This is a genomic window from Nonomuraea sp. B5E05 (assembly GCF_039880665.1).
GTDB lineage: Bacteria > Actinomycetota > Actinomycetes > Streptosporangiales > Streptosporangiaceae > Nonomuraea.
In genome coordinates this window covers 345851-360634 of record NZ_JBDPMJ010000005.1, presented here as the reverse complement: position 1 = coordinate 360634, position 14784 = coordinate 345851, and the positions used below count along the sequence as shown (strand labels likewise).

General features: G+C 69.6%; 14 protein-coding genes. 7 read left to right on the top strand and 7 right to left on the bottom strand.

Annotated features, from left to right (window positions below):
- Positions 1-26: 26 nt before the first annotated feature.
- Positions 27-1760 (top strand): CDP-glycerol glycerophosphotransferase family protein, encoded by a 1734-nt coding sequence (locus ABGB01_RS12660; RefSeq protein WP_347773461.1) that lies wholly within the window; start codon positions 27-29, stop codon positions 1758-1760.
- Between the two features lie 6 nt (positions 1761-1766).
- Here ABGB01_RS12660 and ABGB01_RS12655 read toward each other — a convergent pair whose 3' ends face one another.
- Positions 1767-2783 carry a glycosyltransferase family 2 protein gene (locus tag ABGB01_RS12655; protein ID WP_347773460.1) on the bottom strand — a complete coding sequence of 339 codons (1017 nt, stop codon included), beginning with the start codon at positions 2781-2783 and terminating at the stop codon, positions 1767-1769.
- Positions 2784-2865: 82 nt separating this feature from the next.
- Here ABGB01_RS12655 and ABGB01_RS12650 point away from each other — a divergent pair, with 82 nt between their 5' ends.
- From ABGB01_RS12650 to ABGB01_RS12635, 4 genes are all read left to right on the top strand, one after another.
- Positions 2866-4305: an LCP family protein gene (locus ABGB01_RS12650; protein WP_347773459.1), complete on the top strand. Its 1440-nt coding sequence runs from the start codon at positions 2866-2868 to the stop codon at positions 4303-4305.
- A gap of 266 nt (positions 4306-4571) precedes the next feature.
- Entirely contained in the window at positions 4572-5417 is an 846-nt protein-coding gene (locus tag ABGB01_RS12645; RefSeq protein WP_347773508.1) for a GNAT family N-acetyltransferase, read from the top strand.
- On the top strand, positions 5414-6253 hold the full coding sequence (locus tag ABGB01_RS12640) for an LLM class flavin-dependent oxidoreductase (RefSeq protein ID WP_347773458.1): 840 nt from the start codon (positions 5414-5416) through the stop codon (positions 6251-6253). The genes ABGB01_RS12645 and ABGB01_RS12640 overlap by 4 nt, the downstream gene beginning before the upstream one ends.
- 191 nt (positions 6254-6444) lie before the next feature.
- Positions 6445-7164 carry a hypothetical protein gene (locus ABGB01_RS12635; protein WP_347773457.1) on the top strand — a complete coding sequence of 240 codons (720 nt, stop codon included), beginning with the start codon at positions 6445-6447 and terminating at the stop codon, positions 7162-7164.
- A gap of 9 nt (positions 7165-7173) precedes the next feature.
- Here the strand turns inward: ABGB01_RS12635 and ABGB01_RS12630 are convergent, their stop codons facing one another.
- From ABGB01_RS12630 to ABGB01_RS12615, 4 genes are all read right to left on the bottom strand, one after another.
- Positions 7174-7998: a hypothetical protein gene (locus ABGB01_RS12630; protein ID WP_347773456.1), complete on the bottom strand. Its 825-nt coding sequence runs from the start codon at positions 7996-7998 to the stop codon at positions 7174-7176.
- Between the two features lie 155 nt (positions 7999-8153).
- Positions 8154-9293, bottom strand: coding sequence for a hypothetical protein (locus ABGB01_RS12625; protein ID WP_347773455.1), 1140 nt, complete (start codon positions 9291-9293; stop codon positions 8154-8156).
- 121 nt (positions 9294-9414) lie between these two features.
- Positions 9415-9807: a VOC family protein gene (locus ABGB01_RS12620; protein WP_347773454.1), complete on the bottom strand. Its 393-nt coding sequence runs from the start codon at positions 9805-9807 to the stop codon at positions 9415-9417.
- Positions 9808-9819: 12 nt separating this feature from the next.
- Positions 9820-10503: a C39 family peptidase gene (locus ABGB01_RS12615; RefSeq protein ID WP_347773453.1), complete on the bottom strand. Its 684-nt coding sequence runs from the start codon at positions 10501-10503 to the stop codon at positions 9820-9822.
- A 178-nt stretch (positions 10504-10681) separates the two neighbouring features.
- On the opposite strand from ABGB01_RS12615, the gene ABGB01_RS12610 reads away from it, so the two are divergent.
- The gene (locus ABGB01_RS12610) at positions 10682-11668 is read left to right on the top strand and encodes an AraC family transcriptional regulator ligand-binding domain-containing protein (RefSeq protein ID WP_347773452.1); all 987 of its coding nucleotides are present in this window, start codon (positions 10682-10684) and stop codon (positions 11666-11668) included.
- Positions 11669-11675: 7 nt separating this feature from the next.
- Here ABGB01_RS12610 and ABGB01_RS12605 read toward each other — a convergent pair whose 3' ends face one another.
- On the bottom strand, positions 11676-13196 hold the full coding sequence (locus ABGB01_RS12605; protein ID WP_347773451.1) for a nitrilase-related carbon-nitrogen hydrolase: 1521 nt from the start codon (positions 13194-13196) through the stop codon (positions 11676-11678).
- Between the two features lie 244 nt (positions 13197-13440).
- Here ABGB01_RS12605 and ABGB01_RS12600 point away from each other — a divergent pair, with 244 nt between their 5' ends.
- On the top strand, positions 13441-14010 hold the full coding sequence (locus ABGB01_RS12600; RefSeq protein ID WP_347773450.1) for a hypothetical protein: 570 nt from the start codon (positions 13441-13443) through the stop codon (positions 14008-14010).
- Positions 14011-14043: 33 nt separating this feature from the next.
- Here the strand turns inward: ABGB01_RS12600 and ABGB01_RS12595 are convergent, their stop codons facing one another.
- Positions 14044-14667: a DUF4240 domain-containing protein gene (locus tag ABGB01_RS12595; protein WP_347773449.1), complete on the bottom strand. Its 624-nt coding sequence runs from the start codon at positions 14665-14667 to the stop codon at positions 14044-14046.
- Positions 14668-14784 lie beyond the last annotated feature (117 nt).

Sequence of the window (14784 nt, the reverse complement as noted above, 5' to 3'; positions counted from 1 at the left end):
CCTGAGGCTTGTTACCGTGCGATCACATGAGGAGACTCATCGTGATCGCGGCACTGCTCGGCTGCTACCCCGTCCTGCTGGCGTCGGCCCTGTGGCCGGCGCCGGTGTTGTTCGGGGCCGTCGCCGCGGCCTCCTACCTGGTGGAGCGGGTGGCTCCGCGGGCCGGCAGGCCCCTGCCCGACCTGCTGTGCAAGGTGCACCTAGGACTCACGCTGCGCTTCGCGGCCAGGGAGACCATGGCGCTGCTGCTGGTGGCGCGGACGGCCGGGCCCGACTCGCCGTGGTTCCTGGGGATGGCGACCGGCGTGTTCGCGATCCACGTCGTACGCGCCGGGCACGCGGGGCTGGCCCTGCGGCTCAGGCAGATGCTCAGCCGGATGCCGGTGACGACCCGCAACCTCGACGTCTCCGCGCTGCGCATCCCCAAGCTGCCGCCCCGCTTCCTGCGTGACGACCGCAGCGTGCGCTTCCTCTATCTCGACGCGCTGCCGGTGATCGGCGCGGCGTTCGACGCCAGGATGGCGGCCCTGGGCGCGGGCCTGGCCGTCGCGCTCGGCGCCGCCGGCACGCTCGCGCTCATCCCGTACGTACGGCGCGCCGCCCCGCTCACCGACAGGGCGAAGGTCATGGAGGTCGTGGGCAGGCAGGTCGAGAGGTACCGCCCCGAGGTCATCCTGTACTTCTCCGGCGCCCCCGCCGCCGCCTACCAGGCCAGGATGTGGCTGCCCGTGCTCGAACGCATCGACAGGCGCGCCATCGTCGTGCTCCGCGAGCGCGGCATGGCCGCCCATCTGGAGCCGACCGCCCTGCCGATGTTGTGCTTCCCGTCGTCGGCCGACCTGATGAGCTTCCGCGCCCTGACCGCCGCCAAACTGTGCCTGTACGTCTCCAATGCCGGCCGCAACGTCCACATGTTGCGCATCCCGACCCTGCGCAGCGCGTTCCTCAACCACGGCGACAGCGACAAGGAGGCGTCGTTCAACCCGTTCTCCCGGGTCTACGACGAGGTGTGGGTGGCCGGGCCGGCGGGCCGCGACCGTTACCGGCGCGCCAGGGTCGGGGTCAGGGACGAGAACATCCACGAGGTCGGCAGGCCACAGCTCGAGGGCATCTCGACGGAGGGGCCGGGGCTGCCGTACCGGACCGTGCTCTATGCCCCCACCTGGGAGGGCTGGAGCGACGACCTGCTGCACACGTCGCTGACCAGCATGGGTCCGCGCCTCGTGCGGGCGCTGCTCGACCACCGTCCGCGCCTGCGCGTGATCTACAAGCCGCACCCGCTGACCGGTCACCGCGACAAGAGCGCTCTCCGGGCGCACAAAAAAATCGTCGCCATGATCGAGGAGACCGAGCTGGCCACGTCGAAGGCCAGGCATCCGTCGGCGGCGGCCGGCGAGGCGCCGGCGATCAGGCATCTGATCGTCACCGGCTCCGAGCCGCATCTCTATGACTGCTTCAACGAGTGCGACCTGCTCGTCACCGACATCTCCAGCGTCGTGGCCGACTTCCTGGCCAGCGAGAAGCCGTACGCGGTGACGAACGTGGCCGGCCTGCCGGAGCAGGCCTTCCACGAGCGTTACCCGAGCACCGAGGCGGGCGAGCTGCTCGGCCAGGACCTGGCCGGGCTGGCGGACTTCCTCAACGGGAAGGACACGCTGGCCCGGGCCAGGGTCAAGCTCAGGAGTTATCTGCTCGGGCCGGAATATCCCGACGCGCTGGCCCGCTTCAACGCCGCCATCGAGCGGGTGCTCGCGGGCTGAGCGGCGTCACCGCGGCGGCCTGGCCAGCTTCCTGGGGCTGGTGAGGAAGCCCCAGCCCCAGGAGCAGTGCATCGTGGCGTACACGATCGGCAGGCGCAGCTTCGCGGCGGCCGGCAGCCCGCTGCCCGTCAGCGCCGAGCCGGCCACGATGGCCAGCGCGTAGCCCCCGGGGACGACCAGCGCGAGCGGGAAGAACGGCGAGGCGACCAGCGCGAGCAGCATGGCCAGCACCGCGCCGGGCGGTGCGAGGTAGCGCAGGTTGATCGTGCCCTCGTGGGTGCGCGCGACCACGCGCCGCCAGCGACCGTAGTGGAAGTATTGCCGGGCCAGCGCCTTGACGTTGGGCCGCGGCCGGTAGGAGACCCGCATGCGCGGCTGGAACCACACCAGGCCGCCGCTCTGGCGGATGCGGTGGTTCATCTCCCAGTCCTGGGCGCGCTGGAAGTGCTCGTCGTAGCCGCCCACCCGGTCGAGCGCCGAGCGCCGGAACACGCCGAGGTAGACGGTGTCGGCCGGGCCCGCCGTGCCGCCCACGTGGAAGGCAGCGGAGCCCACGCCGATCTTGGAGGTCATGGCGCAGGCCACGGCCTGCTCGAACGGCGTGACGCCCTCGGCCGCCATCACGCCGCCGACGTTGTCGGCACCGGTCTCCGCCAGCGTCTCGACCGCCACGCGCAGGTAGTCGGAGGGCAGCATGGCGTGCCCGTCGACCCTGGCGATGATGCCGTTGCGTGATGCGGCGATGGCGGCGTTGAGCGCGTTGGGAGTGCGGCCCGTGGGGTTGGGCACGACGGTCACCCGTGGATCGGCCGCCGCGATGGCCTCGGCGACCTCCTGGGTGCGGTCTTGGGAGGGACCCACGGCGAGGACGACCTCGATCTCACCGGGGTAGCTCTGGGCGAGGACCTGGTCGACGGCCTCGCGGAGATGCCGCTCCTCGTTGAGGACCGGCATGACGACGGAGATGGGGGGCCAGGCACGCGTCTCCGCGGGGGCGTGCGGCGAGTCGGGGAACTGCTTCATGGCGGGGCTCACGCTACTGTACGAGCAGGGGAGGAGGGCAATCGAAAGCCCGATCCTCCGGCGTGAACAGAGGGGGACTTGCATGCGCGAGCCGGGCGAGGAGGACGCCGGTGTGCTCGTGGGCGGAGACGCCTATGGCGGTGTCAAGCTCGCACCCGGCCGCACCCGCAGGCCGCTCAGAAGCGCCAGGGCCCGCCGCCGCAACGTGCTGATCGCGGGTTTCCTGTCCACGTGCGTGCTGGTCACGACCGGCGTGGTGTGGGCGACCCCGCGCCAGATCGGCACGGTCGACGCGGGCGTGACCGCGTCCTCCTCCCGCGGCGCCGAGAACATCCTGCTGGTGGGCGTCGACAAGCGCGACGACCTGACCCGCCAGCAGCAGAACCGGCTCAAGCTGGGCCGCGAGTCCGGGCAGCGCACCGACACCATGATGGTCATCCACCTGTCCGAAGACCACCGCAAGGTCACGGTGGTGAGCCTGCCGCGCGACACCTGGGCGACGGTCCCCGGCAAGGGCGACCACAAGATCAACTCGGCTTACCAGTTCGGCGGGCCCAAGCTCGCCAGGCAGACGGTCGAGTCCGTCACCGGGCTGCAGATCAACCGCTACATCGAGGTCAACATCCTCGGCTTCATCGACGTCGTCGACTCCCTCGGCGGGGTCACCGTCTGCACGCCGGTGCCGATCAAGGACCAGCGGATCGCGCTCGACCTGCCGGCCGGCACCCACAAGCTCGACGGCGTCCAGGCGCTCGGCTACGCCCGCACCCGCGCCACCGCCCGTTCCGACCTCGACCGCATCGACCGGCAGCAGCAGGTCATCTCCGCGCTGCTCAACCGGGCGCTGAGCGCGGGCACGCTGGCCAACCCCGGCACGCTGGCCTCGTTCGTCAACTCGACGTTGAGCACGGTCAAGGTCGACCCCGACGACGGGCTGATCGGCCTGGCCACCCAGCTCAGGGACGTCTCGCTGGAGGACGTGAAGTTCGCCGAGGTGCCGCTGGCCGACGTCGACTACAGGACGCCCACCGGAGAGTCCGCGGTGTTGTGGGACAAGGCGGCGGCCCGCGACATGTTCTCCAGGATCGACGCCGACCGCGACCTGGCCGCGCCCACCCCGTCGGCCGAGGCCACTCCCTCGGCCAAGCCGTCTCCCATCCCGCCGGAGAGCATCTCGCTCAGGATCAAGAACGGCACGCTGATCAACGGTCTCGGCGCCCGCACCAAGGAGGCGCTGGTCGCGTACGGGTTCAAGGTGCCCGGCCAGCCGGGCAACACCAGGCAGCACGACTACGACAAGACCGTCGTGCGCCACGGCAAGGGCCAGGAGGCCGCCGCGCGGGTGGTGGCCGACGCCATCCCCGGGTCCGAGCTGCGCGAGGTGGACATCAACGGCATCGAGCTGATTCTCGGCAGCGACCAGCCGAAGGTCCGGCAGAAGGGGTCGAAATCCATGCCGACCGCGAAGCCGAGCGCTACACCATCCACCAAAACGGCAATGCAGAACATATGTAAGAAATAGGCATATCTTTCTGCAGGTCGGGACATCCACGTACAACCAGGTCCTTCAGCGGCACGGCCGCCTGATCCTCGTGGTCGCCTCCGGCATGATCCGCCGCCTGCTGACGATCACCGACCTGGACCACCACTTCGAGACCACGGAATCGCCCGGCGAGGCGCGCACGGCCCTGGACGATGCCGCCTGACCCGCAGGCGGGCTTGATCCGCGGGAGGTGTGCGAGAAGATGTCTTCGTGGGCACACCTTGCGAAAACCCCCCTTCGTGCGCATGGAGGCCTTCACGTTGTTCGACCAGTTCCCCGAGCCTGCCCGCTCACAACTGGTGTCCGCCTTCGACGAGGGCAAGACGCGGCCCGAGTGGTGCTTCACGGAAGGGCAGGCCCGCCTCGCCTACTGGGCGCCCTTTCCCGGCTCCGAACCGGTGATCACCTGGCACTTCGATCCCGGGCCCGACCCCGTCGCCGCCGCCGGCCTGGTGCGCCGCAGCCTGGCGGAGATGGGGCTGAGCAAAATGATCCACGACATCCCCCTCAGACCCGGGCTCTCCCCTGCCGTCGACCGCGCCGTCGAGCACGAGGCCCTGACCCTGGCCGGCTTCACCATGGAGGTCGAGCGGCTCATGCTCGAATGGGCGGCGGGCACCGACCTGCCCGACGACCCCGGCCGGCTGGCCTACCGCCCCGCGCGCCGCATGGATCCGTCATACGTGCTCGACATCCTCATCCGCGTGTCCGAGGGCTCGCTCGACCACGACACCCGGGTCGAGGTGGCCACCGTGGGAGCCGAGCGCGAGGCCCGGTGGATGTACGACGACCTGATCAACCGCAAGGCCAAGCCCGACTGGTTCGTCATCGGCTGTCTGGGCGACACCCCCGTCGGTCTGGTGGCCCCCGACGACCACTCCATCGCCTACATCGGGGTGCTCCCTGAGCACCGCGGCCACGGCTACGTCAACGACCTGCTGGCCAGGGGCACCCGCATGCTCGCCGAGGCCGGCGTGCCGCGCATCGTCGCGGCCACCGACGCCGCCAACGTCCCGACGGCCGGCGCGTTCCTGCGCGCCGGATACTCGGAGGTCGGCCGGCTCTACCGCTACTACTGGAGAGCATCATGAGACTTGGCGTCATGTTCGACCGGGACCTGCCCCCCGAGCAGCTGATCCCGTTCGCCGGAGAGCTCGACGGCACCGCCGTCGACGACCTGTGGGTGGTGGAGGACCTCGGCTGGACGGGCGGCGTCTCGGCGGCGGCCACCGCGCTCGCCGTCACGTCCCGGCTGCGCGTCGGCATCGGCATCACCCCCGCTCCCCTGCGCAATCCGATGCTGCTGGCGATGGAGCTGGCCAATCTGGCCCGCATGCATCCCGGCCGGCTGGCCGCCGGCATCGGTCACGGCGTGCCCGCCTGGATGCGCCAGGTCGGCGCAGCCGTCCCCTCACCGCTGTCGCTCCTGGAGGAGACGATCACGTCCGTACGCGCGCTGCTGCGCGGCGAGACGGTCACCCTGCACGGCCGGTCCGTGCATCTCGACGGCGTGTCGCTGGTGCACCCGCCGGCCGAGCCGCCGCCCGTGCTCGCCGGGGTGAAGGGCCCGCGCTCGCTGGCGTTGTCGGGACGGGTCGCGCAGGGCACGATCGTGCCCGAAGGCATCGGTCCCGCGCAGCTTCCCGGCGTCCGGTCGCAGATCGGCGGCGGCGCGGATCACGAGCTCGTGGTCTTCACCTACCTGCACACGGGGGCCGGCACCGCCGAGACGGTCGAGGAGACGGTGGCCGGGCAGGCGGAGTTCCTGGGGGTCTCGCCCGCGGACGTGGTGATGGCGACCGGGACACCCGCGGAGGCGGCGGCGCAGGTCAAGAGCATGTGGGCGGCCGGCGCCGACACGGTCGCGGTGCGCCCGCTGGGGTCGGACCCGCTGCGCCACATCAACGCGCTGCTGTCAGCCCTCTGACGCGCTTCTTCGATCGGCCGTTCGACGCGGCCGTTCGATCGCGGCCCGTTCGACGCGGCCCGTTCGACGCGGCGCTTTGACGCGGCCGGGGAGGCGCCTTCGGCCGAATGGCCGAATGGCCGATGGGCCGCCGGAGGCGGTCGGTCCTCCGGCCGATGGCCTGCGGGCGGCGTTCGGCCACCATCGTCCCCATGAGGAAGATCACAGTAGCGGTGGCCGTGGCCCTGGCCGCGACCGGCTGCGGCGTGGAGCTCGACGCCACGGAGGTGCGCGCCGCGGAGTCGTTCGTCTTGACGGGCCCCGAGTTGCGGATCCGGTCGTCCCTGGGCGGCGTGCGCGTGCTCCAGGGAGCCGGAGGGCGGGTCGAGGTGGAGCGGTGGGTGCGCGGCAAAGCCGCTGACGAGGGCAACGCCACCTGGTCGCTGCGCGACGGCACGCTCCGCCTCAGCGCCGACTGCACCATGATCATGGGTGACTGCGGCGCCCGCTACCACGTCCGCGTCCCGCCCGGCGTACGACTGTCGGTCGAAGCGGCCGACGGCGTCATCCTCAAAGGGCTTGCCCAGGACGTGGACGTGGTGAGCCGCGACCGCATCCAGGTGACGGGCGCCTCCGGACGGTTGCGGCTGCACAGCGAGGGCTCGATCACGGCCGAGGGCCTGACGTCGGACGCGGTCCGGTGCCGGACGGTCGACGGGCGGATCGACGTGGTGTTCGACCGCCCGCCCGCCGACCTCGACCTGCTCTCCCGCGAGGGCATGGTGACCGCGAAGGTGCCCTCCGCCTCGTACGCGGTCACGGCCACGAGCAAGGAGGGCCGCGAACGCACCACGGTCAAGCGCGAGGCCGGGAGTTCCCGCACCATCGTCGCCCGCAGCGGGTCGGGGGACGTCCGCGTCCTCGCCAGGTGAGCGCGTGCCCTACTCCCAGATGGCGGTGTACTTGCCGTTCTCGGCGTTCACCTGGACGGGGTGCAGCCCTCGCTTCTTGAGGGCGTTGAACCGCTGCTGGTAGCCGGCCGCGGACATGTCGACGTAGTGGGCCCAGGACTTGCGTCCGTCCTTGCGCCACACGGCCGTGTACGTGCCGTCGGGCGCCACCGCCACCTTGACCGGCCGGTAGCCCTGGCTCTTCTTCGCGTAGAACTCCTCCTTGTGGCGCTCGCGCGACATGCCGTAGGTGTACTTCCAGGTGCCGCCGGGGTTGGCGGTCCACACGCCCACGTAGCGGATGTCGCCGGGGGTGCCGTAGGCGTCGACGGAGGAGAGCGCCAGCCCCTGCGCCGCGGCCTCCCTGTTGTAGGCGCCGAACTGTGCGGGCGTGAGGCCGTGCTTGGTGAGGAACTTGGTGCTCTTCTTCTCCCAGATGGCCGTGAACACGGCGGAGGAGCCCGAGCCCGTGGCGGAGACGGAGATCGGCTGCGCTCCCTGCCTCATTGCCGCGTTGAACTTGGCCTGGAAGTCGGCTGCGGACATGCCCTGCCAGATACCCCACTCCGGCGCCGAGCCGCCCTTGACCCACACGGCGGCGTAGCGCTCGCCGTCGGAGACGTTCACCGTGATAGGCCGGTATCCGCGACTCTCGAGGGTTTTCACATGCGCCACGCTCTTGGCGGGGGTCGCGTTGTGGTAGGCGTACCACGCCGGCGCCGCCTGGGCTCCGGCCGCGGGGGCCACAGCCACGGCCGGAGCGGCGAGCCCGGCAACCACGGATGCGACGACTGCGATCTTCCTTTTGGTCTGCATGACCCTCCCCAGACAGGATTTTTTACCGAGTTTTTAGGCGAGGTAAGACCATAACAGGGGATACATGCTGACCGCTGGCGAGTGTTGTGAGCCGCGACAAGCGTGGACACCGGGTTAAGCGCCGGTTCGCCCTCGGTCAAGAGGGCCGCGAGGGCTTAGCCGAGCTTCGCGAAGGGCGTCGGCACCTGGCCCGTCCAGCGGTAGAGCTCGGCGTGCCCGGTGTGCTTGGTCTCGCCGTCCTCCGTGATCGTGCCGGCCCTGGAGGCGTAGTAGCGGCCCCGGCCGAGCGAAATCAGGCCGTACTCGCCGGTGAACTCCCACCCGCGCACGCCCGACTCCTGGTGCTCCAGCCCGCCCGGCGCCAGGGTGAGCAGGCTGCCCTGCTCGGGCTCCGGCTGGCCGACGATCTCGCCCTTCCTGGGCTGCTCGTCGCCCTTCACCATGAAGAAGGAGTAGTTGGGAAACTGCGGCTTCTTTCCCTTGTACACGGCCATCATCCAGTTGCCCGTGTGGTCGTCGTACTCCAGGTTCTGCACGCCGTAGGTGGTGTTGCCGGTGTAGACGAAGTATTTCCCGTCCACCTGCTCGGGGCCGCTGGTGTGCGGGTCGGTCTCGGTGAGCGGCTTCTCGTACTTCTTCCACCGGCTGATGTCGTACTGGAGGAGGACCTGGTGGTCGTTGTCCTCCCTGCCGACGTGGGAGTAGATGCCGTACGCGACGGTCAGCCGCTCCTTGCCGTGCTTCTTGCCGAACTCCGGCCCGAACGACACCCCGTCGATGCCGCTGCACCCGTACCTGTGGTCGGGGGTCTCGGCGATGTTGCCGTCGAACTTGCCGTCGCCGTTCATGTCGGCGACGTAGTCGTCGACGACCTCCTTGAGGTAGACGGTCTTGACCACGTCAGTGGTCTGCGCGTCCATGTTCATGCTGGTGATGCGGTCGGCGTCGAAGATGGCGATGTAGAACGACTCCTGCTCCTTGTACTCCAGGGAGCCGTACACCCGCCCGTCCTTGGCGTTGAAGTCAAGGTCGCCGAGATGCCCCGTGAAGCCCGTCACCGAGCCGACCGGGTTGCCCTTGAGGTCGGTCTTGACGAGCAGGTTGGTGAAGGAGAAGTACATGTACCCCTTGCGTTGGTCGATGGCGATGCCCTGGACGTGGCCGGCGGTCCAGGCGCCGCCGTAGATCTCCTTCGGGAGGTCCCGGGGGCGGTCGGCGGGGGTGGCGGAGACCGCGGAGGAGAGCAGGCCGAGGGTGGTGGCGGCGGCGAGAGTGAGCGTCAGGACCTTGCGCATGATGCAGTACCCGTTTCCGGTTAAGGATCAGACCGAAATCAGACGGTATACCGGCTGGGTGCCGTTGTCTGATATTTACCTGAACCAGACGTGAAGGGCGGACAAACATGGACAAGGATGACTAAGTAGGAACATCGGTGGCGACCAGTTCGACTTCGAACCCGTCCCGGTCCTCCAGGTAGGCGGCGTAGTGCTCGTCCCCGCCGGCATGGGGGTGGCGGTCGGGGAACAGCAGCGTCCAGCCGTACGCCGGCGCCTGCCCCACCAGCTCGTCGAGCCGGGTCCGGCCGTCCACGTGGAAGGCCAAGTGGTTCAGGCCGGGACGGCGACGGTCGTGCCGGTCGGCGGTGAGCGCCGGCGACTGCTCCAGCACCACGTACGTACGCCCCGACCGCCAGCTACGGCCGTCGCTCCACTCCTGGTAGGGGGTGTAGCCGAGGGCCAGCAGCAGCCACTGCCAGCTCTCGGTGGCGCGTCGCAGGTCGGGCACCCAGATCTCGACGTGATGCAGCACCCGAACAGTAGATCAGAGTTTCGAGATGGCGTACATGTTGCCGCCCGGCTGCAGGACCTTGGCCAGGGTGGAGGCCTTGATGGTATGGGAGCCGCCGGTCGGCTTCCAGGGGTCATAGACGGTGATGGTGTTCGCCAGCTTGTCGTAGCCGTACGCGATGATCGCGTGGCCGACCGTCGAGCCCTTGACCTTGCCCTTGTTCCAGGGCAGCTGCTCCATCCACACCGCGAGCACCGGCGCCTTGTGCAGCTCGCCCACCTGGGTGGAGACCCGGTCCATGAGCACCAGCGCGTTGCCGTCGGCGTCGGTCGTGCTCGTGACCTTGTACCCCTTCGACTTGAGGTAGGTGTTGATCACCGGAATGGCGTACTTGCCCTTGGTGCCGCCGGAGGCGGTGGTCTTCATCTTCTTGGCCAGGGTCTTCTGGCTGACCTTGACGCCGAAGGTCGACAGGCTCATCGACGACGAGGCGGGCACGCAGAAGTAGTTGGTCTGCTGGTACTGGCCTTTCAGGCTGACCTTGTACTTCAGCGGGCTGAGCAGGCCCTTGGTGCTGGCGGTCGGAGTCGGGGTGGAGGTGGCGGCCGGGCTGGGCGTGGGGGTCGCGGGAGAGGCGTTAGCCGGAGTCAGAGAGGTGAAGCACAGAGCGCCCACGGTCACGGTGAGGCCGACGGCGGTCCCTGTCCTGCGGTTCATCACTTGATCGCTCCATGTGTGCACACAAACGACTGACAGTGGTCAAGGACCGTAGTTGAGTTGTCAAAAGAGTGCAAACAGTTACGGTTGGTGACTATGAGGCAGAAGAGCTGATGAGTCCTCTGATGTCCGGCAGGTCGTCTGTTAGCGTCATGCGTGCAGCGAGAGGGTGGTGCACATGTCGGGGAGCGGCGTGGCGATCCAGTTCGTACGCGCGGCCGTCGCCTCCGCGGAGACGCCCGATCCCGACATCAGGCGCGCGCTGCCAGCGCTGACGCGGCCCGGCGCCACCCACGTCGGCTGCGCCCAGACGGTCGAGGCGATGCGGGACCTGTGGCGACACAGCGACGACGAACTGCTCAGGCTCGGGCCACGGCCGATCCCGCCCGGCACCTTCCGGATGATCTCGCTGGGGCTGATCCACGCACCCGACCTGCGGGCCGCGCTCGAGCGCCTGACCGAGTTCGCGTCGATCACCACGGGCTACTCGCGCAGCCGCCTCGTCGTCGACGGTGCCACCTGCCGGATCGAGATCGCCGCCGAGCCCGGCGCCCGCATCACGCCGCTCGCCGCCGAGATCATGCTGGCCCTCGTGCACCGCTTCCCGGCCTGGCTCGCCGGGCGGCGGATCGTGCCGTCCCGGCTGGAGCTGCCCTTCCCCGAGCCCGAGTACAGCGACGCATACGTGCCGGTCTTCGGCCGGATGCCGGTCTTCGACGCCCCGGCGGTCTCGATCAGCTTCGACGCCCGGCACCTCACGGCCCCCGTCGTACGCGAGGAAGCCGACCTGCTGCGCTACCTCCGCCGCTGGCCGGCCGACCTGATCCTGCACCGCGACTACGGCACGACGACCGCCGCCCGCGTACGCAACGTCCTCGAACGCGGCGACACCACCGAATGGACACGCGCCGACGACGTTGCCGCCAGGCTGTCGATCAGCCCTCAGCACATGCGCCGGCTCCTGCGGCAGGAGGGCACGTCGTTCCAGCGGATCCGGGAGGAGGTGCTGCGGGACCTGGCCGTCGCGAGCCTGGAGCGCGGCAGGGAGTCGATCGAGGAGATCTCCTCGCGGCTCGGGTTCTCCGAGCCCAGCGCGTTCCGGCGGGCCTTCACACGCTGGGTCGGCAGCCCGCCGGGCGCCTACCGCACCCGGCACACCGTCTGACCCGGGGCTATCGGGTGCGGCGGCGGACGGCCAGGCCGATCGCGACGGCCGTCCCGGCCAGGCACAGCCAGGCGAAGGCGTCGCCGATCACCCGGTAGACGGTGGCGGTGCCGCGCACGGGCACGTCGGAGAAGACCACGTGCCGGTCGCCGCCCGCGTAGTCGTGCGCGGCCAGCACCCTGCCCTGCGGGTCGAACGCCCCCGACACTCCGAACTCGGCCTGCCGGACCATCGCGTACCCGTTCTCGATCGAGCGCAGGCTCGCCTTCTGGTTGTGCGCCGGCCCGATCTCCGCCCAGTCGCGTGCGGGCACGAGCATGATGTCGGCGTCCACGCGCATCAGTTCGGGGAAGTCGGCGTCGAAGCAGATCACCGTGGCCAGCCGCCCGTACGGCGTCCGCGCGACCGGCACCACGCCGTCGCCCGGCGGGTAGAACTCCAGGCCGGGAATGGGATGGGCCTTGTTGTAGACCCAGACCTGCGTGCCTGCGGGGTCGTACAGGTAGGTGCGGTTGGCCGCGTACGGCGCCTGCGGCAGGACGACGGACACGGCGGCCTGCAGGTAGATCCCGCCCTCCCGCGCCACGGCGGCCACCTGGCCGAGGAACGCCTGCTCGTCGGCGGCCAGGACGCCGGCGGCCTGCTCGGACCACATCACGATCTTCGCGCCCGCCTGTCCCGCCTCCCGCGTCCTGGCCAGCAGGTTGGCGTTGACCTTGCCGAAGGCCGCCCGTACGGTCGCCTGGTCCCGTCCCGCCACCTGCTGCGGGGTGAGGTCCGCGCTGAGCGCGGCGCGCAGGTCGCGGGTGACCGAGGTGTCCGGGCTGATGCCGGCGACCCGCACGGTGCCGCCCTCCGGCGGGAGGAACACGAGCCGGGCCCCGCCGGCGAGAAGGGCGATCAGCAGCACGGCGACGTACGCGGCCGCGCCACGGAGCGCGTTCGCCCGCAGGCGGTTCTCCCAGAGATGGTTCGCCGTCGTCGCGAACCATCCGATGAGGAAACCCACACCGTACGGGCCGGTCACCGACACGACCTGGAGCAGCGCGAGGTCGTCGTGCTGGGTGGCGGCCGGCACGCCGAACGCGGTGCCGAACGGGCTGAGCAGCGTCATCAGGAACTCGCAGGCCGCCAGCGCCGCCGGGAACAGCAGCAGGGACGTGACCGTACCCGCCCTCGGGGTGACGAGCCGGTCCACGACGTACGGCACGACGGTCAGGGTGCCCAGCGCGAGGATCCCCACCACGACGATCACGGTCATCGGCACAGCGGTCTCGACCAGCCAGAACACGCCGGCCAGCGCCGAGGCCGCCCACACCGCCGCGAGCCCGCCGAGGGCCGGGCCGGTCCGTACGAACCTCAACAGGAAGACCGGGGACAACCAGGCCGCCACGGCGATGTCGAAACGGCCGTGCACGGCGAAGAGCCACAGCAGCGTCCCCGCTCCCAGCCAGGCCCACCGCCACCGATGTCCGTCAGGAACCGCCGGCACGGCCTCGCTCCGCCGGTCGATCTGCTCTGTCCGCATCTGATCCTTCCCCGCCGTCGAAGCCTCCGCCCGGAGGGTTCGACCAGTGCCTCGCGCGACGGCCGATCCGGTCGCGGACCGACGCTAACCGCGGCACCCTCCCGAGGGCTGTGACCCTGCCTCTCCTCATGCATGACCGAACCGCTCCTCGCCCGGCCAGGAATGCCTGGCTAGAAGGGGAATTCGAGAAGATACTGAACGGGTGGAGCGCGAGCGGCCGAGCCAGAAGCTCCTCTGGAGCGTCTTGGCCCCTGTAGCGGTGGCGATCATCATCGCGCTCCTCCTCGGCCCCACCGGCAACCCCTACGACTGGTTCAAGAACGAGCAGCCGTCTCCCTCGACCGGCTCAGGATCACCCAGCACTCCTCCAGCGGAGACCGCCCAGCCGAGCAGCCCTCCGTCCGAGACGCCCATCGGCGACGATCCGCCGCCCATCTACCGGCAGAAAGGCATCAACCTTTCGAAGGGCTACAGGATTACGTTCACCGACAGGCCCATTCGCCCGAACCAGGAGAACGGGGTCATGGGCATGAGACATGACGGTTACGTGTCGGTGCGCGGTGGACGACAGGTGGTCCTGCTGAAACCCGGGCAACCACGCGAATACCGCACCTGCCGCGACGACACCCGCTACTACCAGAACGTCACCATCCCCGGCATTCCCGGCTCGAAGCTGCCCGAGGGCGCGGCGCTCTGCGTCACCGACACGGACAGCGGGCTGATCACGCTCGTCAAGGTGACCGGCTGGAGCGACTCGGACGAGGATGCCGACTACATGACCCTCGACATCACCATCTGGCAGGGGCCGGACTGAGCCTCACCGCCGGCCCTCACCCAGGAGCATGCGTCACCGGTCCAGGTGGGCGGCGATCCGCGGCAACCTGCGAGCCAGCTCCTCCTCATCGTCGAAATCCCAGTTCTCGCCATGAGGAAAAGAGCCGAGCTCCGGCACCAACGGGAAACCTGAGGACTCGACGCGTGCGTATGCGGCTTCGAGCAGCGCGTCCGGCTCCTGCCCGGTCACCCGCTCGTAGGCCTTCATGGCCACATAGGCCAGCACCTCGAACCCTTCCGACTCTTCCCTCTGCTGCTCCGGATCCTTCGGCGGGCGCCTGGTGCGGTTGGCGTACGCCTTCTCCAGCTCCAGCAGGTGGAGCACCTGAGGCACCTCGATCACCCGATCAGGGCATTCGACGACGCTCTCGAACGTCGCACGTCCCAGACTGACGAGCCAGCTCACGAAGTACTCGAACCCGTCCAGCGACCCCATGCCGAACACGAACCAGTACGCCGCGTACAGATCAACCGTGCAGCCGCGATCATGAGTGGTCTTCCACCAGACCTCATAGTCGACGATCTCTTCGACCGGACGGCGGGAGAGCTCGCCCTCCAACCACTCCAGGCGCTTTCTTCTGGTGCCGGTCTCGCGTCCGGAACGCTCGATCAAATCCCAGAACTCATCGAGATCCATGCTGCGTGATGCTGGCATCCGCGGAACGCCATGTAAAGATCGCAAACAGGCGCCTGCCGGGTCAGCAGCAGAGTGGCCGGCAGGCGGCGGATCTCAGGCGCTGTCAGCGCCACGCCG